Genomic DNA, 18,782 nt, shown 5'->3' with positions numbered 1-18,782 from the left:
GACATTTTTCTCGGACGCACGTCAGCGCAGCGTCTGCTCCTCGACGTTGCGCGCGATGCGCTGCAGCAGTCCGGTGAGCACGTCGAGCTCGTCGTCGCTGAGTCCGTCGAGCATCTGCTTCTCGCTTGCGACGCGGCGCGGAAGTTCCCGCTCGACGACCTCGCGCCCCGCATCGGTCAGCGAGAGCAGGACCACGCGTCCGTCGCGTTCGAGACGCTGACGTTCGATCAGGCCGATCTTCACGAGTCGTTCGGTGTGCTTGGTGGTGGAGGCCCCCGAGATGCCGGTGACGGAGGTGACCTCGCTGGCACGTAGTGGGTGTTCACTGCGTGCGAGTGCGCTGAGTACCTCGAACTCGGTGCGTCCGACGCCGCTCGGCTCGAGTTCTTTCTCGAGCTGCGCCAGCGCGAGCGAGCCGATTCTGGTGATCCGGCCGATCACGTCGATTGCGCGGAGATCGAGTTCGGGATAGCGGGCCGCCCACGCGTGACGTATGCGTTCGACGTAGTCGGGCGGGGTGGGGTGCGTGGGCATGTGTGCATTCTAACGTCCGAGGAGTAACAATTTCATAGATATTTTACCTGTGAAGTATTACCCTGGACTCATGTTTCCCGCGCGCCGACTCTCCGACCACGACCGCCTCCGTGATTCGGGTGGCGCTCTGGCGCATTCGGTGTCGGCCACCGCGTGGCGGGAAGCTCTCGAGGTGCGCAGGGCCGATCCCACGATCGCTGTGGCTGTTCGTGTCGGCGTGGCCACCTTGATCGCGCTGGTCGGGGGTGGCCTGCTCGGCCATCCGGAAGTTGCGGGATTCGCCGCGTTGGGTGCGCTCTCTTCGGCTTTTCTTCGCTACGAACCGTTTCCGAGGCTCGCCACGAAACTTGCGTGCGTTGCCGTCGGACTCATCGCTTTCACCGCATTCGGTGCCACGCTCGGCGCCACAGGGCTGCCGATGTGGTTGCAGATTCTGCTTCTGTCGGGAGCCGCAGGAGTATCGTTCTGGCTGCTCACGGCGTTCCGACTCACGGGCCCCGGCCCCGTGATCCTCATCTTCGCCGCGGCCGGTGCGGCCGGTTTCGCCCACAGTGCTGCGGACGTGGGCCTCGCAACCGCTGCAGCCGCCATCGGTTCGGTGGTCGGCTGGACCATCGCGATGCTCCCCGCGCTTTCGCACCCGCAGAGTCCGGCGCGAGTCGCAGTTGCCCGTGCGCTGGCTTCTGTTTCTGCGCTCGAAAGTGTCGCGGTGGAATCCGACGGCGCGGCAGAAGTTGCGACGGCCCGCCGGAACATCGCCGCTGCCCGTGAGGTGATCGCCCTTGGTGACGACCGCCGGATGCGAACTCACAGTCGCGAGCTGCTCGCACTGCTCGACGCTGCCGAGAACGTGCTCGACAGTGGATCCCACGACACGATGCGTGCGCGGCGCGACGACTTCCGCCGGTTCGAGACGGAATTGCGCAAGGTGCGGCGCGAGATCGACATTCCCCGAATCGATGCGAAGGGGGTCGCGGTCGGCGGTGCCGGAGTCACCGGGCGCTTCTGGGGTTTTGTCGGCGACGGTGCTCGGCGCCTACGCGATGGCGAGATCCTGGTGGGTGTCGCAAGGGTTGCGATCGCGTCTCTGCTTGCGGGATGGTTTGCCGCGGCCGTCGGTATGGACCATCCACTCTGGGCGACGATGGGCGCGATGGCCGCATTACAGGGCGTGAACTACCGCCATACCGTGCAGCGTGCGATCCAACGACTGATCGGTAATGCGCTCGGAGCAATGCTCGCTGCGGTGTTGCTCGTGCTGGATCCGGGCTACTGGCCGCTGGTCGTCGTCATCGTGGTGCTCCAGACGGCCACCGAAATGTTCGTCACGCGAAATTACGCGCTCGCGTCCGTGTTCGTCACCGCGATGGCGTTGATGCTGACCGGTCTGGGCACCGATCTCGGTCCGGATGTCGCACTCAGTCGCGTCGGCGACACCTTGATCGGCGTGGTGGTCGGGGTGGTCGTCGCCGCGCTGACCCTCCAGCGCGGCGACCGTGCTCACCTGACCGAGGTCACGCGTGAGCTGCCTCGAAACTCTCGAGAATGTGCGACGGAATGCGTCCGCGTGAGCTGACATCGAAGCCCTGGCCCCGTGCCCAATGACGCACCGCAGCCAGCTGCTCGGGTGAGCGACCGGGAATCACCTTGCGATCACGTGGCTTTCGCTTCCGTGCCGGAGTGGGGGCCGCCACCTGGGCTGTGGGAGGGATGCTGGGTAGCTTCGGTGTCCGATTTCGCTTCGACTCGCTGAGCCACGGCTGCAGAACGGCCCAGAACTTGTCCGCGTTGGAGGGACGAAGATCGATCTCGTACTCCACGTCGTCGACCGTGATCCGGAATGATTGCGCCAGACCGTCGGTAATCGGTTCGCCGTCGATATCGTCGTAATACTCGACACGCACCTGCTGCGCCACACTGTCTCCTTGTCCCCGAACTTTCAACCAAGACGCTAGTTGTTACTGAAGGGTAGCTTCAAATTCCGGGCAAATGCACCAACCCGGGCGACGAAGTGCTCGAAGAATGCCTCGGGCCGGGTGCCGGTCACGATATCCGCGTTCGGTTCGCGCCCCCACATGCCCGCCCAGTCGGCGATCGTGGTGCCACGGGTGAGGCGCCCCTCCAGCTCGACATCCACGGTCGCGGGCTTTGCCGTGTACTGAATTGTTCCCAGCGCCACGGCTGCCGCGAACGGATCGTGTACGTGCGCGAGGAACCCGAGATTCTGGTCGCGGTGGAACTCCATGTAGAAGCGAAGGGAATCCGACAGGTGACGCACCACCATGTTCGACGCCCGAGACCGCAGCCCCCGCGGATCGTCGGGCGACAGTACTTCGGCAGGAAGGCTTTCCGCTGCCTCCGCGATCCTCGCCACATGCACGGCGTGCATCTCGATGGTTTCGGTGACGTCCAGCGGACACACGATCGGACGCTGCGAGTCGGGTAGACCGGAGAACGCATCGAACACTTCGCGCGCGGCCTCCGGGTCGACCGCCACATTCCATTCGGACGTCGGCGTCGTGTTTCCGGGATGGTTGAAACAACCGCCCATGATCACCAGTCGGCGCAGTCGTCTCGGAAGGTCCGGGTCCATCCGTATCGCCAGCGCGAGATTCGTCATCGGCCCGGTCACCAGTCCGGTCAGCTCGCCCGGGTGTGTGCGTGTGAGCTCGACCCATGCCTCGGCTGCGCTGCGTGCCGACGGCGCGCGCGATGCCGGCGGAAGCTCGGCGTACCCGACCCCCAGCGGTCCGTGGGTGTCCTCGGTAGTCATCAGCGGTGCGACGAGCGGAACCTGTGCCCCGACCGCGACCTCGATGTCGGTTCTGCCGCACATTTCAAGCACCGCAAGGGTATTCGCGGTCACCTGATCGACGGGAACATTTCCGGCCGTGCACAACACCGCGGCGATGTCGGCTTCCGGGCTCGCGAGCAGATACAGCAGCGCAAGCGCATCGTCGATGCCGGTGTCCACGTCGACGACAAGTCGGGTCGGGGTGTTCGGGAGGTCGGGGGAGCCCACAACACACATCTTGCGACATCGCCTCGGCATCGCGCACCAGGGGGTCCCGGTCTGCCGCCGATCCCCGCTTGGGAACATTCGACGATGCAGAAGAAGGCCTGGGGATACTTCACGGACGCCGAGGGCACATACCGGCCCACCAAGTACGCCGAGAGTCCGTGGTCGTCCACGATGCTCGCGGGACCGTGCGTGTGCGGGCTGATCGCCCGCGAGCTCGAGAACCGGCACGGCGACGACACGATGGTGCCCGCGCGCCTGACCGTCGACCTGTTCAAGCCGGTCCGCAACGACGAGATCCGATTCACCACCACGCGCGTGCGCGACGGTAACCGGATCCGTGTCGCCGATGCGCTGCTGATGCAGGGGGACGACATCTCCGCCCGCGCGACCGTCGTCTTCCTGCGGCCGTCGGAGCAGCCGCCGGGTGCGGTGTGGGTCCGCGAGGACCGGCCGGAGCCGCCCGCGGAAACACCCGCAGACCCGGAGACCGGATTCGTGTTCCCCACCTGGTTCGGCAGCGACGCTCATCCCGACGGATGGTCGACCACGCGATCCGAACATCAGAATGCGAGTCGCAAGCGTTTGTGGGCGCGCCAGCTACCCGTCGTCGTCGGGGAGGAGATGTCGCCGTTCGTCCGCACCGCGACGGTCGGGGAGGCGACAAGCTTGGTGACCAACTGGAGCGACCGCGGTGTCGGCTTCATCAACGCCGACCTCACCATCACACTGTCACGGTTACCCGTCGGCCCGGAGGTGGGTGTCGAGGCCGACCACCACATCAGCTCCGACGGTATCTCCGTCGGCACGTCGGTGCTCTTCGATCGGCTCGGACCGTTCGGTTCCGGAACGGTGACCGCACTGGCCGATCCGCATCGGCAGGTGGACTTCGGCTGAGGACGACGATGCCGAACTAGCATGTGCGCCATGCGAGTAGTGCGGATCGTGGACCTCAGTCACCCGGTGTCACCGAGCGCGCAGGTGTATCCGGGAGACCCGTCACCCGTGTTCACGCCGCACGCGACCATCGCCGGCGACGGATACAACCTGCTGCACGTCGCGATGGGATCGCAGACCGGCACTCACGTCGACGCACCGCGACACATCCGCGACGACGGAGACTCCGTCGACCAGCTCCCTGTCAGAGCGTTCGTGGGAAGGGGAGTGGTTTTCGACGTACGCGGCCGCGTCGGCCCGGGCGGGCTGATCACGCCGGACCTGTGGGGTGAGACCGATCTCCGCTCGGGCGATGTCGCCGTCGTGCACACCGGCTGGTCCGACCATTTCGGTACCGATGAGTACTTCCGGCATCCGGCGCTGAGCCCGGACGCCTGCCGGTGGTTGCTGGCCCGCGGCGTGCGCACCATCGGTATCGACGCTCCGAGTATCGATCCGACGGGTGACGAGATACTTGCCGCGCACCGCGTGATCGCCGACGCGGGTGGCGTGATCTGTGAGAATCTGACGAACCTCGCGGGGATCGATTTCGACGACCCGCTGTTGAGTCTGCTGCCGATTCCGTTCGAGGGCGCCGACGGTGCGCCCGTGCGCGCGGTGGCGATGCAGCTCGCGTACTGAACTCAAGGCAGGTGCGTCACCACGACACGTGCCGTTCCGTACACGGCGGTCCCGGCCGTGATCAGACCGAACACGACGATCCACACACCTGCGGGGATCCGCGTCAGCCACCTCAGCTGATCGGCGTCCGAGCCCTGGCCACGTCCTCGCAGGTGAGTACGGGCGAGCTCGAACACCGGACGCGTCGCGCCGAGCAACAGGACCCAGGTGATCAGATACGCGGCTGCGTAGCGCACGACCGGATCACCGAAGTACGCCGCGGCACCCACCACGGCGCCCGCGATAACGACGGACACGAACCCGTACAGATTGCGGATCAACAGGAGCAATAGCGCCAACGCAGCGAGAATCGACCACAACACCGCCGCCGGCCGGTTCAGGGTCAGCAGTGTGGCCGCGGCGAAACCGAGCACCGCCGGACCGGTGTACCCCGCGAACGCCGTCGCGACCATGCCGGGGCCGCGCGGATTCCCCGACGACACCGTCACACCAGAGGTGTCGCTGTGCAGCCGGATGCCCGATAGCTTGCGTCCCACCAACGCCGCGATCAAGGCATGAGAACCCTCGTGCGCCTGCGTGATCACGTGGCGGGTCTTGCGCCACAGCGGCCGGACCGTCACGAGGATCAATGCGATCGTCGCCGTGATCACCACCAGTACCGTCGACGCGGGTTCGTCGACGGTGGTGACTGCCTGCCACGCGGATCCCACCACGTCTGTGAACGAGTCTGTGTTCGTGGACGAGTCAGGGCTCGACGCCACTGGTCACCTTTCGTCGGGTACGGGTGAGGCGCGACACGTCGCCGGCCTCGATAGCCTCATGAGCATGCCTGACAGTCGTGCCACCGCTGTCCGCGCGGGTATCGCGGACTCGTGGGCCGTCGGACTCGGACTGATTCCGCTCGGCCTCGCGTTCGGGGTGGTGCTCACTCGAGGCGGCTTCGACTGGTGGTGGGCGCCGATCTTTTCGATCGTGATCTATGCCGGCTCGATGGAATTCCTGGCGATCGGTCTCGTCAGCGCGGTCACGCCATTCGCGTCGATCGCGGCGGCGACACTGCTCGTGAACTTCCGGCACGTGTTCTACGGCCTGTCCTTTCCCCTGCGCTCGATACGCAGCAGGATCGGCCGTTTCTACGCGGTGTACGCGCTGACCGACGAGGCCTATGCGATCGTGGCGCCGAAGGCGGGCCAAGAGCTGTCCGGCACCCGCGTGCTGACCGTGCAGGCGTTGTGCCAGGCCATGTGGGTGGTGTCGGGCACCGTCGGCGCGCTCCTCGGCACGGTACTTCCGGCAGGGCTCACGGGCCTCGAGTTCGCGCTCACCGCATTGTTCACGGTGCTCGCGATCGACGCGTTCCGTGTCAACCGCGACGTTCCGGCCACGGTGATCGCGGTGGTGTGCGGGCTGGTGGCGATGTTGATCGCGAAGGAACAGATGCTTGTCGTCGGACTCGGATTGTTCGTCGCGTGTCTGCTCGCGAGGTTCGTCTATCGGAACAGGGCTGCCAGTGCCTGAATCGGTACCCGGCGCCGGATATGTGCTCGGCGCGCTGCTGGTGATGTTCGTCGTAACGGTCGCGCTGCGCGCCGCGCCGTTCGTGGCGCTGTCCGCCCTGAAGCATTCGGCCGTCGTCGACTTTCTGGGCCGGACGATGCCGGTCGGCGTCATGATCATCCTCGTCATGTACACGCTCCGGGACGTGGGTGCGACGACGTGGCTCCCCGCGACGATCGGGTTGTCCGGCACGATCGCGATGCACCTGTGGCGGCGCAACGCGGCGTTGAGCACCGTGGCGGGGACCGGCCTCTACTTGGTGGCGTCGGCCTTCTGGAGCTGAGCGTCCGCTGTCGGGGTGGTGGTGACCGGCGGGATCGGGGTCATGGTCTCCCCGCGACGGCTGCGCGCCGCGAAGACCCCGGCGACGAACACGACGACCGCGATGATGGCCTGCGAGTTCCCGAGCGTCTCGAGCACCATCTGTTCCACCCAGCCGCGCGACGACGCATCGGTGAGCAGCTTGTTGGGCCCGAACAGGAAGATCAACATTGCGGGCAGGAGTACCGGCCACCAGCGGCGGTAACGCGGGGCGACGAGCAGCGGCACCAGGAACAGCGAATACACCCAGTGGTGGGTGACGGCGATCGGTGCGGCGAGCAGCGTCGCGAGCCCCACCAGGGCGAGGGCGGGCACGGTTTCGCCTGCGCGGAGGAAGCGGTGCGCGGCCCACGCGGTCGCGGCGACGATGATAGCGGCGCCGATGATCCAGAGGATCTTGCTTGTGCCCTCGGAGAATCCGAACCGGGCGATCAAGCCGGTGAGTGCCTGGTTGCGGAAGAATTCCTGGTCGCCGGCGCGATCGGTCGCGAAGAATTCGTCGGTCCAGAAGAACACCGAGGAGTCGGGCCGGAGCCAGTAGCCGAACGCGACCGTCGCGAAGAACGCCCCGAACGCCCGGGCCACCGACGGGATGTCCTTGCGGAGCAGAAGCAACAGACCGAACGCGGCGGGCGTCACCTTGATCGCTGCGGCCACCGCGATACCGATGCCGCGGAAGCGTGAGGGGATCACACCGAGCACGTCGGCGACGACGAGCGCCATGAGAATGATGTTGATCTGGCCGAACGCGAAGTTCGACCGGAACGGCTCGAGCAGAAGGACCACACCGAGGGATGCGGATGCGACGAGGCTCGCGCGGGTGACGTCGAGGCGCTGGTAGACGACCTTGAGGATCCACCACACGAGGGCGATGAGACCCGCAGTCCACAGCACCTGCAGTGTCGTGCTGCCGACCATCGCCATCGGAGCGAACAGGAACGCGGCGAACGGTGGGTAGATGAATCGGAAGCCCGAGTGGCTGTAGAAGCCCTCCGTGTACAGGGGGGTGTGGTGAAGGAAGGCGTACCCGGCGTCGCGGAAGACGTCGAGATCCATGAGGTATTCGGTGAACGCGTCCTGGACATAGCCCGCCACCGCGTACGCCGTGACCAACAGTCCGATGGCGATCAGTGCGGAGTGCACGGGCCTTGCGCGGACTTCGGACAACAGCACGGGGTAGACCTCCGGGGACGACGACGTTTCGGGATCCCGTCGGGGCGACCCCGTGGTCACGTTACACAAACGTTGTACGGCGCAGCCGAGTCCGGACGGTTCTGCCACATAAGCTGTTCGGTTTATCCCTTTCAGGCGGTTTCCGAAGGCTTGATACGGAGGCGTATCCGATATATACCGATTTATCGTATATTCGCTATAGATGGGTAGAGATTCCGATAGCGCGTACTCCACCTATGAATATCCAGGTGTATCGGCCTACCGCTAGACTGCCGAATACTTCTCCGAGATCCGGTTTCGCACGCCGAAACCGGCACAGTGCAGCACGAATGCAGATTCGCTCAGGTCTTCGGCTCCGCAGAGATCCAACGACAATTCCACCGACTCGGCCAGACGATACGGCCTGCTGTCCACGACCGAGCCCAACGCACGGCGCAACCGCGACACCTCCGCGCGTACCGCAACCGCGTGATCAGCATCGCCGAACAGCGTGTGGCTCAACTCCGTCACCGACATCCCGATTCGGCCACGCATCTGTAACAGCAGCAGGATCTCAGCGTGTCGGACCGTCACAGCGCTGCGCCACTGACGCCCCGTGCCCGTCACCTCGACGGTCGGTGACGATGACAGCCGCAACGTCATGCGGATCGTCGCCGCGGATTCGGACGGCCTGATCAACCATCCGTGCGACAACTGCTCCGGCACGCACAGTCCGAGACCGGGCACTGTCAGGGCGCGGTCGGTACGGGGAGCACCGACGCGACGGGTCGCGGCGACCCCGGACGCGTGCGCGACCCAACCGTGATCGTCGACCAGCAGAACCGGACCGCTGACCGCCGCCAGCAGGGGCGCGGCCTCGGTGCGCAGACGATCGAGTCGTTGTTCGTGCTGCCGCCACAACTGCGATTCGGCGAGGCGCACCGCGGTGTCGACCAACGCTCCGATTGCGGGATGCAGCGTCATGGCCGGCCCGCTGACGTCGACGATGCCCAGCAGATCGCCGCTGATGGGGTCGTGTATCGGCGCTGCCGTGCAGTACCAGGGGTGTTGCGACTGCTCGAAATGTTCGCCGGAGAACAACTGCACCGGCGCGGTCTCGGCCAGCGCGGTGCCGATCGCGTTGGTGCCCACCCTCTCTTCCGTCCAGACGGACCCCACGCAGAACCCCAGCGCATCGGCCCGCGACCGCACACGTGCCGAACCGCTGCGCCACAGGATGACGCCGTCCGCGTCCGTCACGACGAGCAACATCTGTGAAGCGTCGGCAACCGGCGAGATCACCTGTTCGAGGTCGCCGATGATCGAGGCCAGCGGCGACGACCGCCGCCGCTGTTCGATCTCCTCTGGCGAATACGGAACGCGCACGTTGCTGCCCACCGGGTCGAGACCGGTGCGCAGGACTCGAGACCACGACCGGGCGACAACGCTGCGCGGCTGCATCGTCGGCTTACCGCCACCGATGACCGTGTCGTGCATCCGCATCAGGTCGCGGGCGTAGCGGGACAGATCGGTGCCGGGCGTGATCGCGCTGAACGTACTCCTGTCCATCCGCGTCACTGGCCCTCCGTGTTCCTGCTGGTCTCTGCAGCATAGGTCCCACGTTGTGTCGCGCGCCACACGCAACGTGATGCAACGCTTGCCGCGCCGCTGCATCGGGAGTGTGCTGGATCACATCAACGACCGGAAAGGATCGGCCATGACCGACATTCTCGAGCACCCCTCGGATCGCGTCACCGGCCCGCAGCAGCGGGTCGATGTGTGGCTGCGAGATTTCGAAGCGGCGCTCGCTGCACGTGACGTCGAGGCGGCTGCGGGCATGTTCGCCACCGACAGCTTCTGGCGTGATCTTGTGTCCTTCACCTGGAACCTCAAGACTGTCGAGGGACGCGACGGTGTCGCCGGGATGCTGCGCGAACGCCTCGCCGATACCGATCCCAGCGGCTTCTGCACCACCGAGGCGCCGACCGAGGACGACGGCGTGGTCAGCGCCTGGATCGCTTTCGAGACCGCCGTCGGTCGCGGCGAAGGGCACCTGCGTCTGAACGACGAGGGCGCGTGGACGCTGCTCACCACGCTCCAAGAGTTGAAGGGGCACGAGGAAGGGAAGAAGGAGCGCCGCCCGCGCGGAACGAAGCACGGCGCCGACCGCCACCGCGTCACGTGGTCGGAACAGCGCGAAGCGGAGGAACGCGAGCTCGGTTACAAGACTCAGCCGTACGTCGTCATCGTCGGTGGTGGCCAGGGCGGTATCGCGCTCGGCGCGCGGATGCGTCAGCTCGGGATACCGGCGCTCGTCCTCGACAAGTACGACCGCCCGGGCGACCAGTGGCGCGGCCGGTACAAGTCGCTGTGCCTGCACGACCCCGTCTGGTACGACCACCTTCCGTACCTGCCGTTCCCCGAGAACTGGCCGGTGTTCGCGCCGAAGGACAAGATCGGCGACTGGCTCGAAATGTACACCCGCATCATGGAAGTGCCGTACTGGTCGAAGACGTTGTGCACGTCGGCGTCGTACGACGATGCGGCCGGCGAGTGGACCGTGAACATCGAGCGCGACGGAGAACCGCTCGTGCTGCGGCCCAAGCAACTCGTGATCGCGACGGGTATGTCGGGTAAACCGAACATTCCGAGCTTCCCCGGCATGGACCGTTTCCAAGGCGACCAGCATCATTCGAGTGCGCATCCGGGACCCGACGCCTACGCGGGCAAGAAGGCGGTGGTGATCGGAGCCAACAACTCCGCACACGACATCTGCGGTGCGCTCTGGGAGGTCGGCGCCGACGTAACCATGGTGCAGCGCTCGTCGACGCACATCGTCAAATCCGATTCGCTCATGGACCTCGGACTCGGCGACCTCTACTCCGAACGTGCACTCGCCAACGGCGTGACCACGCACAAGGCCGATCTGACGTTCGCGTCGCTGCCGTACCGGATCATGCACGAGTTCCAGATCCCGGTGTATCAGAAGATTGCCGAACGCGACGCCGACTTCTACGATCGCCTGGAAAAGGCCGGATTCCTTCATGATTGGGGCGACGACGGATCGGGTCTGTTCATGAAATACCTGCGCCGCGCGTCAGGTTATTACATCGACGTCGGAGCCTCCGAACTCGTCGCGAACGGCGACATCAAGCTCGCCCACGGCAACGTGCGGGAGCTGACCGAGCACTCCGTCATCCTCGAGGACGGCACTGAACTCGAAGCCGACCTCGTCGTGTACGCGACGGGATACGGCTCGATGAACGGCTGGGTCGCGGACCTGATCGGTCAGGACGTCGCCGACAAGGTCGGAAAGTGCTGGGGCCTGGGCTCGGACACCACCAAGGACCCGGGGCCGTGGGAGGGCGAGCAGCGCAACATGTGGAAGCCCACGCAGCAGGACGGGCTGTGGTTCCACGGCGGAAATCTGCATCAGTCGCGGCACTATTCGCTCTACCTCGCCCTCCAGCTCAAGGCGCGGTACGAGGGGATCCCGACCCCCGTCTACGGCCTTCAGGAAGTTCACCACCTGAGCTGAGGCCTGGAAGTCACACAGCCGCGCGGTGCGCGGGCAGATACCGTCGGTCGACGGTGTGGACCTGCCTGCGCACCGCGCGGTCATCGGCGACGTGCCCTTTTCGCTGCGGCGGAGAGGCGAGCTCGGACAGTGTCGAAGTGGAACAGTTCCTGCCACGTCCAACGCACGACTTCGAGGCCCAGCGCCCTTGTGGACGGTCTCCGCCACCAAAAGGGCACGAACAGCGGATCGACGACGTGTGTCTGCTGAACGCGCGATCAAGGTACTTGTGCATTCGTATATCTAAGACACGCGCTAGAGGAACCCAGAAACCGCTGATGTCGTCGTTACCATCGACCGATGGACCCGGTCCGCAACCCGTACGCCCCCGGCGCAGGGCAGCGCCCGCCCGAACTCGCCGGCCGCGAGAAGCAGCTCACGGCCTTCGACGTGGTGCTCGAACGCATCGCGCGGGGAAGACCCGAGCGCAGCGTCGTGCTCACCGGCCTCCGCGGAGTCGGCAAAACCGTCCTGCTCAACCACCTGCGCTCGCTCGCGATCGCGAAGAGCTGGGGTACCGGCAAGATAGAAGCCCGTCCGGATCAAGGACTGCGCCGGCCTCTGTCGTCCGCGCTCCACATGGCTGTCCGCGAAATCGCCGCAGGCCATCCCGATCCGGAATCGGTCGACTACTTCCTCGGTGTCCTCAAGTCGTTCGCGCTACGCGCCACCGCCGACAAAGGCATGCGCGAACGTTGGCAGCCCGGCATCGACGCACCCGCGGTCAAAGGTCGCGCCGACTCCGGCGACATCGAGATCGACCTCGTCGAACTGCTCGTCGACGCTGCAGGCCTCGCCCGTGACGTCGGTGTCGGCATCGCCCTGTTCGTCGACGAAATGCAGGACCTCGGCCCCGACGACGTCTCCGCGATCTGCGGCGCGTGCCACGAATTGAGTCAGGATGCTGCGCCGCTCATCGTCGTCGGCGCGGGACTGCCGCATCTGCCCGCCGTGCTGTCGGCGTCCAAGTCGTACTCCGAGCGATTGTTCACCTATCACCGCATCGACCGTCTCGACCGCGAGGCGGCAGACCACGCGCTGATCGCCCCTGCGGAGCGAGAAGACGTCGAATTCACGCAGGAAGCGCTCGACGTGTTGTACGAAATGGCCGATGGTTACCCGTATTTCGTTCAGGCCTACGGAAAAGCCACGTGGGACGTCGCCGCGGCCAGCCCGATCACCCCCGACGACGTGCGAGTCGGGTCCCCCGACGCGGAGGAGGAACTTGCCGTCGGCTTCTTCGGTTCCCGCTACGAGCGTGCAACCCCCGCCGAACGCGAATACATGCGTGCAATGGCCGAGCTCTCCGGCGACGACGGCCCGGTGCCCACGTCGAAGATCGCAGTGGAACTCGGACGCAAACCGGCGTCGCTGTCGCCGGCTCGCGACGGACTCATCAAGAAGGGCCTGATCTATTCCGCCGAACGAGGATTCATCGGATTCACCGTGCCGCACTTCGGGAAGTATCTTCGTGCTCAAACAGACTGATCTGTGTGCGTAGACGCGTCAAGGCGCGGTGCTGCGCCACGCGCACAGCGCCGGGTGTGGTGCCGAGCATGAGCGCGGTGCGTTCGGTGCTGTAGCCGCGGAAGATTCGCAGAATCACGATCTGGCGTTGTTGCTCCGGAAGCATGTCGACGAAACGACGTGCAGCGGCGGCGAGTTCGCTGTCGAGTACATCCTCGTCAGGTGAGGGTTCGTGGACCTCGTGGACCGGCGCAACCGGGCGCGGTACATTGCGCCGGGCGTCGACGACTTTGTTTGCTGCGATGGCGAAAGCGAACCGCAACACCGATCCGCCCCGGTCGTCGTATCGGGGCAGCGCGCGCACCAGGGCCAGGCAGGTTTCCTGCGTGACGTCTTCGGCGGGTGTGTGTGCCCGGGTCTGCTCATCCATACGGGCGGTGCAGAACTGCAGGATGTGCGGGCGTACACAGCTCACCACGGTGCCGACGGCGTGCGGCTCGCCGGCGACGGCGCGCGGTACCCAGTGGCGGAGCAGGAGTTCGGTGTTCTTGTCGGCCACGGCGGTGGTCCTCTCGGGTGGTGTGGATGTCACACCACCTTCCGTCGCGGCGTGGCCGAGCAATACCGACCCTCGGGTGGTTATTCGTCCACCCACTCGACGGTGGCGTCGAGCGATGCCCGATCGGTGCGGCACGTGTTGGCCGGATGAGCGTCGTCTGCGTACCCGAAGGCGATCGCGCAGACGACGTCGCGGTCGTCGCCGATGTTCAGTTCGCGCCGCAACGCCGTCCCGGCCATGGGTACGGCGGCCTGCGGGACGGCAGCGATGCCGAGGGACTCCGCGGCGAGCAGCAGCGTGGAGACATAGCCACCGCAGTCGACCGCACCGTACACACCGAGGGCCTTGTCGGTGGTGATGATCGCGACGTGCGGTGCGCCGAAGAACCGGTAGTTCTCGAGCATCTGCTCGGTGCGGCGCGCGTAGTCGTCGCGGGCGATGCCGAGCGCGTTGTACAGCGCGTATCCCGCTCCGCGGCGGCGTTCGGCGTACTCGCCCCGGTACTCGACCGGTCCCGGGATATCGGGGTCGAGTTCGCCGGACGAGGCTTGCGCGTAGAGCGCCTCACGAAGGCGTTCGATGGCGTCTCCACTGACGAGATGCACGCGCCACGGCTGGGAGTTGCACCACGACGCGGTGCGCTGTCCCATCTGCAGCATGCGTTCGATGTCCTCGCGCGGTACCTGTTTGTCGAGGAAGCCGCGGCAGCTGTAGCGGGAGTCGAGGAGGGTCGACAACATCTCTGCGTTGCTGGTCATGTCGACCACGATGGCACAAGACAGGACTTAGCGCTCGTTCAGGGTCGATGATCCGGCGTGCGAACCAGGATGGTCGACGTCCTCGGCTTGCGCCTCGATCCACCACCGGTTGCATGCGAAGAATCGAGGAATATACGCATATCTAGCGCACAGCCGAGATATTGGAATATTCCCATGGGGACGTGCGTTCTGTCGCCGAGAGCCACGCTGTGTGAGACTGCAGGAATATCCGCCGACCGCATGTCTCGCAGAAGGGCCGTGGGTAATGGACGAACAGCCGCTCATGGGACGGTCGTGGCGCACCGACCTCTTCGATGTCCCGGAGTATCTCGCCGCCGTCGGAGTTCGGCCCACCGCGCCGACCCTCGACCTGCTCGAGGAATTGCACGGCGCACACGTGCGTACCTTTCCCTTCGGGAACGTGGACATGCTGCTCGGCACCCATCCCGGCGTCGCGCCCGACGCGATCCAGGAACAATTGGTGCGACGAAGCCGAGGTGGTTACTGCTTCGAGCATTCGCAGATCTTCGCAGCGGCGCTCGAACACCTCGGATTCTCTGTGCGCCGGGCATTGGGACGAGTGCACGAGCCGACCAATACCCGGACCCACATGACGATCCACGTCGATCTCGATGGTGAGAGATGGTTGTGCGACCCGGGTTTCGGATTCAGTATTACCGGTCCGATCGCATTGAAGGACGGTGCTACACGCGCGGAGGGAGACCGGCAGTTCGGCGTGCGAGAGCTCACCGATCAGGGCACCACCGTCTGGGCGCTCACACGGGAGGGCGACGCCGAACACTACGTCGACGAGAGCCCGGTCCATCCAGCCGACGTCAGGACCGGGCATTTCATCACCTCGCGCGAGGAGAATTCGCCGTTCGTGAATCACCTCATGGTCATGCGGCACATGCCGCACGCTCACGTCACACTCACCGAAGCTGCGCGCACGATCCGAACCCCAGGAAGGGCCACCGAACACACGAAGTTATCGGTCGCCGAAGTCGTCGACACGGTACTGGAACTCGGAATTGCGTTGGACCGGAGTGAGATCAGCGCATTATCGTCCGTCGTGGAGCGGCTACGGTCCCGCAGTTGACGTGCAGCGGCCGGACAGCGGAATTCACACGATGTCCTGCTCGTGTCCGGCCGCAACCCTCCGTAGCCCTCGGTACGCCTCGGCAGGTGAGCGCCTCTCCGCGACCACCGCCTCCACCTCCGCCGCGATCGGCATCACGACGTCGTATTCGCGCGCGAGTTCCATCACCGTCGGTGCGGTCTTGACGCCCTCTGCGACCTGACCGAGCTCGGCGAGGGTTTCGTCCAATGTCAGGCCGCGTGCGAGCGACTCGCCCACACGCCGGTTCCGCGATGCCGGGCTCATGCAGGTGGCGATCAGATCACCGATCCCGGTCAGGCCCGCGAACGTGCGCGGATCGGCACCCATTGCTTCCCCGAGCCGGGTCATTTCGGCGAGGCCACGCGCCAGCACCATCGCCCGGGTGTTGTCGCCCACCCCCAGCCCCTCGGCCATTCCCGCGGCGATCGCGATGATGTTCTTCAACACGCCGCCGAGTTCACACCCGAGTACATCTGTGTTGCGGTACACGCGAAACACTTTCGACGCGAACAGCGGCTGTAGCGCCGTCGCCACCGACTCGGCCTGCATCGCCACGACCGATGCCGCAGCCATGCCGTCGGCGATCTCGCTGGCGATGTTAGGCCCCGACAGCAGGCCGACCGGGTGCCCGGGCAGGCATTCCGAGACCACCTGCGTCGGCCGCAGCCGGGTGCCAGGCTCGAGTCCTTTCGCCAGGGACAGCAACGGCACCCAGGCCCGCACTTCGTCGGCGATCGGTTCGAGAGTCGCGCGCACCGCGTGTGACGGCACACCCACCACCATCACGTCGGCCTCGTGGGCCGCCTCGACGAGATCCGATGTCGCACGCAGATCCTTCGGCAGTTCCCGGCCGCCGAGGTACCGGCTGTTGCGATGGGTCTCGTTGATCTCGGCTGCAGTGTCGGGGTTGCGCGCCCACAGCAGGGTCGGGGTGTTGCGCGCCGCGAGTCCCGCGACCGTGGTGCCCCACGATCCCGAGCCGAGAACGACGACGCGAACCGGACGTGCCATCGGAATCCTTCCGTCGGGGGTCTTCGAAGAACAGATTGTCAGGCACTGCGCTGTCGTGAGTGCTCTTTACCCGACATCGTGCCGGTGTGGCCTACGTTGTTCGTCCAGTTCGCGCTGCGTCGAGCTCACCGGCCGAGCAGTTCCGACACCGTCACGAACCGGTACCCCTCGGCGCGCAGACCGTCGACGATGTCGGGAATCGCCTCGAGCGACGACGTCCGGGACGGGTACATCACGTGCAGCAGGATGATCGAACCGGGGCGTGTCTCCTCGAGTGCTGTCCGGACGATCTCGCCGGTGTCGGACGAGGCCGAGTCCGGCTCGACGTCCCACATGACGGTGGTCCGGTCGTGTTCGTCGAGATAGCGGGGAAGCGCGATCAGTTTCTTTCCGTAGGGCGGCCGGAAGGTGATCTCTCCGTCGTAACCGGCGTCGCGGATTGCAGCGTCGGTGCTCTCGATTTCCTCCGCGACGGTGTCGCGGCCGACGAAAACCATCCTGCGGTGTGTTGCGGTGTGGTTCCCGAGTTCGTGACCGGCCTCGACAATCGCTCGACCGAGTTCGGGTCGCTCGGCCATCTCTGTGCCCGTGACGTAGAAGGTGGCAGGTACATCGGCGTCCGCGAGAGTCTGTAACACCTCGGGTGTGAGCGGGCTCGGCCCGTCGTCGAGCGTCAACGCCACGACCTTCTCGTCGGTGTCCACGCGGTCGACGAGGGTGCCGAACAGTTGCGTGCTCCTCGAATCCATGAGGCGATACGCCGCGAATGCGGCGACGATCAGTACCAGCACGACGATCGACACGATCAGCGCTGTGACGCGGGAGCGGAAGGCCATTCACGCATGTTGCCAGAAGCCGGACTTCCTACTCGCCGTGGGGATCCGCCCAATCCTTGCGTTCGAGCAGCCATGACACCGCGACACCACCAAGGATCCCCCAGAACGCTGCACCGATGTTGAAGAACATCACGTCCGACGCCGTGACGATGAACGCGACGAGCGCACCCATCGTGTAGCGGCGACCGAACCCGGCGACGAAGGCGCCCTGCAGGGCCTTGAGCATCGCTAAGCCACCGAGGACCGCGACGAACGATGCGGGCGCCGCGACCATCCACCGCACGAACAGCGGCGCGAACAGGCCGAAGACGATCGCCAGCGCACCGCACGTCAACGCCGCTGTGTACTGGCGGGACCGCTCACCGGACGAGGTCAGCAGCGCGTTCGTAGGACCGGTCAAGCAGGTCGACACTGCTCCGACACAGGCAGCGGGGAACGACCACAGCCCGCACATGATCGTGGAGACGTTGATCGGAGGGTTGTGCCCGACCGAGCGCAGCACGGCCACACCCTGCCCGTTCTGTACGACGATGACGGTGATCGCGAGCGGAACCACCAGTTCGAGAAGTGCCGACCAGGTGAAGACCGGCGCGGTGAAGACCGGTGCTGCAAAGATACTTCCACTGCCGGGCTGCGGTTCGAACCGGCCGGAGAATGCGACCGCGATCGCGCCGGCGAAGAGAGCCCCCAGGATCGGCGGCATCCACCGGCCCAGTGCTCCTACCGTGCTGAGCAGCAGGAACACCACAATCATGGGCACTGCGATCGCGAAATCGGAGCCCAGGGCCTTCACCAGGTTCGTCCCGAACGACAGGAACACACCCGCGACCATGGCCATCACGATGGGCATGGGGAGCGCTTCCATTGTGCGGCGGACGAGGCCCGTCACTCCCAGCACGGTGATCAATGCGGCCGTGGCGAAGAACGCCCCGACCACCTCGGCCCAGCTCAGGTGGGTGAGGGACCCGCCGACGAGAATCGTGCCGGGGATCGTCCAGAAGAAGCCGAGCGGCTGCCGGTAGGCGAGGCTCATGGCGATCGTGAGGATGCCGTTGAGCGCGAAGACCCCGAAGATCCACGACGCCAACTCCGCCTGTGACAGCCCCCCGGTGGCGCCTGCCGCGAGAATCACGGCGACAGGCCCTGTGCACGAGAAGATCAGTCCGATGAGCCCGTTCGATACGTACCTGGGTCCGAAGTCACGCAACACCTCCGCGGGCCGGAGCCATGGCCGAGGGGGCCGCTCGAACAGGTCGGTGTCGGGGCGTGTGACGTCGTCGACAGCTGTCATCG

The 18,782-nt window shown here is 65.7% G+C and carries 19 protein-coding genes; 8 read left to right on the top strand and 11 right to left on the bottom strand.

The window, feature by feature from the left end; all coding sequences use genetic code 11:
- Window positions 1-21: 21 nt before the first annotated feature.
- Complete coding sequence (locus ACTDXD_RS09755; RefSeq protein ID WP_440126843.1) at window positions 22-534, bottom strand: MarR family winged helix-turn-helix transcriptional regulator; 513 nt, start codon at window positions 532-534, stop codon at window positions 22-24.
- A 70-nt stretch (window positions 535-604) separates the two neighbouring features.
- On the opposite strand from ACTDXD_RS09755, the gene ACTDXD_RS09750 reads away from it, so the two are divergent.
- Window positions 605-2,110 carry an FUSC family protein gene (locus ACTDXD_RS09750; protein ID WP_440126842.1) on the top strand — a complete coding sequence of 502 codons (1,506 nt, stop codon included), beginning with the start codon at window positions 605-607 and terminating at the stop codon, window positions 2,108-2,110.
- Here ACTDXD_RS09750 and ACTDXD_RS09745 read toward each other — a convergent pair.
- Both ACTDXD_RS09745 and ACTDXD_RS09740 read right to left on the bottom strand, forming a co-directional pair.
- Window positions 2,049-2,450, bottom strand: coding sequence for an Lsr2 dimerization domain-containing protein (locus tag ACTDXD_RS09745; RefSeq protein ID WP_169689463.1), 402 nt, complete (start codon window positions 2,448-2,450; stop codon window positions 2,049-2,051). The two genes, ACTDXD_RS09750 and ACTDXD_RS09745, sit on opposite strands and share 62 nt — an antisense overlap.
- A 35-nt stretch (window positions 2,451-2,485) precedes the next feature.
- A complete protein-coding gene (locus ACTDXD_RS09740; protein WP_440126841.1) occupies window positions 2,486-3,565 on the bottom strand; it encodes a nucleoside hydrolase in 1,080 nt (359 codons plus the stop codon).
- Between the two features lie 75 nt (window positions 3,566-3,640).
- On the opposite strand from ACTDXD_RS09740, the gene ACTDXD_RS09735 reads away from it, so the two are divergent.
- Together ACTDXD_RS09735 and ACTDXD_RS09730 are read left to right on the top strand one after the other, a co-directional pair.
- On the top strand, window positions 3,641-4,450 hold the full coding sequence (locus tag ACTDXD_RS09735) for an acyl-CoA thioesterase domain-containing protein (protein ID WP_440126840.1): 810 nt from the start codon (window positions 3,641-3,643) through the stop codon (window positions 4,448-4,450).
- Between the two features lie 30 nt (window positions 4,451-4,480).
- Window positions 4,481-5,131, top strand: coding sequence for a cyclase family protein (locus ACTDXD_RS09730; protein WP_440126839.1), 651 nt, complete (start codon window positions 4,481-4,483; stop codon window positions 5,129-5,131).
- A 2-nt stretch (window positions 5,132-5,133) separates the two neighbouring features.
- Here the strand turns inward: ACTDXD_RS09730 and ACTDXD_RS09725 are convergent, their stop codons facing one another.
- Window positions 5,134-5,892 (bottom strand): M50 family metallopeptidase, encoded by a 759-nt coding sequence (locus tag ACTDXD_RS09725; protein ID WP_440126838.1) that lies wholly within the window; start codon window positions 5,890-5,892, stop codon window positions 5,134-5,136.
- Between the two features lie 58 nt (window positions 5,893-5,950).
- Here ACTDXD_RS09725 and ACTDXD_RS09720 point away from each other — a divergent pair, with 58 nt between their 5' ends.
- Window positions 5,951-6,649: an AzlC family ABC transporter permease gene (locus ACTDXD_RS09720; RefSeq protein ID WP_440126837.1), complete on the top strand. Its 699-nt coding sequence runs from the start codon at window positions 5,951-5,953 to the stop codon at window positions 6,647-6,649.
- Complete coding sequence (locus ACTDXD_RS09715) at window positions 6,642-6,971, top strand: branched-chain amino acid transporter permease (protein ID WP_169689468.1); 330 nt, start codon at window positions 6,642-6,644, stop codon at window positions 6,969-6,971. The genes ACTDXD_RS09720 and ACTDXD_RS09715 overlap by 8 nt, the downstream gene beginning before the upstream one ends.
- Here ACTDXD_RS09715 and ACTDXD_RS09710 read toward each other — a convergent pair.
- Together ACTDXD_RS09710 and ACTDXD_RS09705 are read right to left on the bottom strand one after the other, a co-directional pair.
- Entirely contained in the window at window positions 6,941-8,182 is a 1,242-nt protein-coding gene (locus ACTDXD_RS09710; protein ID WP_440126836.1) for a glycosyltransferase 87 family protein, read from the bottom strand. The genes ACTDXD_RS09715 and ACTDXD_RS09710 overlap by 31 nt on opposite strands.
- 264 nt (window positions 8,183-8,446) lie before the next feature.
- Window positions 8,447-9,730, bottom strand: coding sequence for a GAF domain-containing protein (locus tag ACTDXD_RS09705; RefSeq protein ID WP_440126835.1), 1,284 nt, complete (start codon window positions 9,728-9,730; stop codon window positions 8,447-8,449).
- A 148-nt stretch (window positions 9,731-9,878) separates the two neighbouring features.
- On the opposite strand from ACTDXD_RS09705, the gene ACTDXD_RS09700 reads away from it, so the two are divergent.
- Complete coding sequence (locus tag ACTDXD_RS09700; protein ID WP_440126834.1) at window positions 9,879-11,699, top strand: NAD(P)/FAD-dependent oxidoreductase; 1,821 nt, start codon at window positions 9,879-9,881, stop codon at window positions 11,697-11,699.
- 339 nt (window positions 11,700-12,038) lie between these two features.
- Window positions 12,039-13,226: an AAA family ATPase gene (locus ACTDXD_RS09695; RefSeq protein WP_440126833.1), complete on the top strand. Its 1,188-nt coding sequence runs from the start codon at window positions 12,039-12,041 to the stop codon at window positions 13,224-13,226.
- Here ACTDXD_RS09695 and ACTDXD_RS09690 read toward each other — a convergent pair.
- Together ACTDXD_RS09690 and ACTDXD_RS09685 are read right to left on the bottom strand one after the other, a co-directional pair.
- Entirely contained in the window at window positions 13,180-13,764 is a 585-nt protein-coding gene (locus ACTDXD_RS09690) for a sigma-70 family RNA polymerase sigma factor (RefSeq protein ID WP_440126832.1), read from the bottom strand. The genes ACTDXD_RS09695 and ACTDXD_RS09690 overlap by 47 nt on opposite strands.
- Before the next feature lie 80 nt (window positions 13,765-13,844).
- On the bottom strand, window positions 13,845-14,522 hold the full coding sequence (locus ACTDXD_RS09685) for a nitroreductase (RefSeq protein ID WP_440126831.1): 678 nt from the start codon (window positions 14,520-14,522) through the stop codon (window positions 13,845-13,847).
- A gap of 265 nt (window positions 14,523-14,787) precedes the next feature.
- On the opposite strand from ACTDXD_RS09685, the gene ACTDXD_RS09680 reads away from it, so the two are divergent.
- The gene (locus ACTDXD_RS09680) at window positions 14,788-15,621 is read left to right on the top strand and encodes an arylamine N-acetyltransferase family protein (protein WP_440126830.1); all 834 of its coding nucleotides are present in this window, start codon (window positions 14,788-14,790) and stop codon (window positions 15,619-15,621) included.
- A 24-nt stretch (window positions 15,622-15,645) separates the two neighbouring features.
- Here ACTDXD_RS09680 and ACTDXD_RS09675 read toward each other — a convergent pair whose 3' ends face one another.
- The 3 genes from ACTDXD_RS09675 to ACTDXD_RS09665 all read right to left on the bottom strand — a co-directional run bounded on the left by ACTDXD_RS09675 (window position 15,646) and on the right by ACTDXD_RS09665 (window position 18,780).
- A complete protein-coding gene (locus ACTDXD_RS09675; protein ID WP_440126829.1) occupies window positions 15,646-16,653 on the bottom strand; it encodes an NAD(P)H-dependent glycerol-3-phosphate dehydrogenase in 1,008 nt (335 codons plus the stop codon).
- A gap of 125 nt (window positions 16,654-16,778) precedes the next feature.
- Window positions 16,779-17,489 carry a polysaccharide deacetylase family protein gene (locus ACTDXD_RS09670; protein WP_440126828.1) on the bottom strand — a complete coding sequence of 237 codons (711 nt, stop codon included), beginning with the start codon at window positions 17,487-17,489 and terminating at the stop codon, window positions 16,779-16,781.
- Window positions 17,490-17,517: 28 nt separating this feature from the next.
- Window positions 17,518-18,780, bottom strand: coding sequence for a benzoate/H(+) symporter BenE family transporter (locus tag ACTDXD_RS09665; RefSeq protein ID WP_440126827.1), 1,263 nt, complete (start codon window positions 18,778-18,780; stop codon window positions 17,518-17,520).
- Window positions 18,781-18,782 lie beyond the last annotated feature (2 nt).

Origin of the sequence: Rhodococcus sp. SJ-3, from assembly GCF_051918125.1 — a bacterium.
GTDB lineage: Bacteria > Actinomycetota > Actinomycetes > Mycobacteriales > Mycobacteriaceae > Rhodococcus.
Note: the sequence above shows the minus strand (reverse complement) of the source record. Positions and strands in the feature narration are given on the sequence as shown.

Bases quoted from the DNA above. Each gene is read 5' to 3' on its own strand.
- ACTDXD_RS09755 (WP_440126843.1), bottom strand. From the start codon at position 534: ATGCCCACGCACCCCACCCCGCCCGACTACGTCGAACGCATACGTCAC.
- ACTDXD_RS09750 (WP_440126842.1), top strand. From the start codon at position 605: ATGTTTCCCGCGCGCCGACTCTCCGACCACGACCGCCTCCGTGATTCG.
- ACTDXD_RS09740 (WP_440126841.1), bottom strand. From the start codon at position 3,565: ATGTGTGTTGTGGGCTCCCCCGACCTCCCGAACACCCCGACCCGACTT.
- ACTDXD_RS09735 (WP_440126840.1), top strand. From the start codon at position 3,641: ATGCAGAAGAAGGCCTGGGGATACTTCACGGACGCCGAGGGCACATAC.
- ACTDXD_RS09730 (WP_440126839.1), top strand. From the start codon at position 4,481: ATGCGAGTAGTGCGGATCGTGGACCTCAGTCACCCGGTGTCACCGAGC.
- ACTDXD_RS09720 (WP_440126837.1), top strand. From the start codon at position 5,951: ATGAGCATGCCTGACAGTCGTGCCACCGCTGTCCGCGCGGGTATCGCG.
- ACTDXD_RS09705 (WP_440126835.1), bottom strand. From the start codon at position 9,730: ATGGACAGGAGTACGTTCAGCGCGATCACGCCCGGCACCGATCTGTCC.
- ACTDXD_RS09700 (WP_440126834.1), top strand. From the start codon at position 9,879: ATGACCGACATTCTCGAGCACCCCTCGGATCGCGTCACCGGCCCGCAG.
- ACTDXD_RS09695 (WP_440126833.1), top strand. From the start codon at position 12,039: ATGGACCCGGTCCGCAACCCGTACGCCCCCGGCGCAGGGCAGCGCCCG.
- ACTDXD_RS09685 (WP_440126831.1), bottom strand. From the start codon at position 14,522: ATGACCAGCAACGCAGAGATGTTGTCGACCCTCCTCGACTCCCGCTAC.
- ACTDXD_RS09680 (WP_440126830.1), top strand. From the start codon at position 14,788: ATGGACGAACAGCCGCTCATGGGACGGTCGTGGCGCACCGACCTCTTC.
- ACTDXD_RS09675 (WP_440126829.1), bottom strand. From the start codon at position 16,653: ATGGCACGTCCGGTTCGCGTCGTCGTTCTCGGCTCGGGATCGTGGGGC.
- ACTDXD_RS09670 (WP_440126828.1), bottom strand. From the start codon at position 17,489: ATGGCCTTCCGCTCCCGCGTCACAGCGCTGATCGTGTCGATCGTCGTG.
- ACTDXD_RS09665 (WP_440126827.1), bottom strand. From the start codon at position 18,780: ATGACAGCTGTCGACGACGTCACACGCCCCGACACCGACCTGTTCGAG.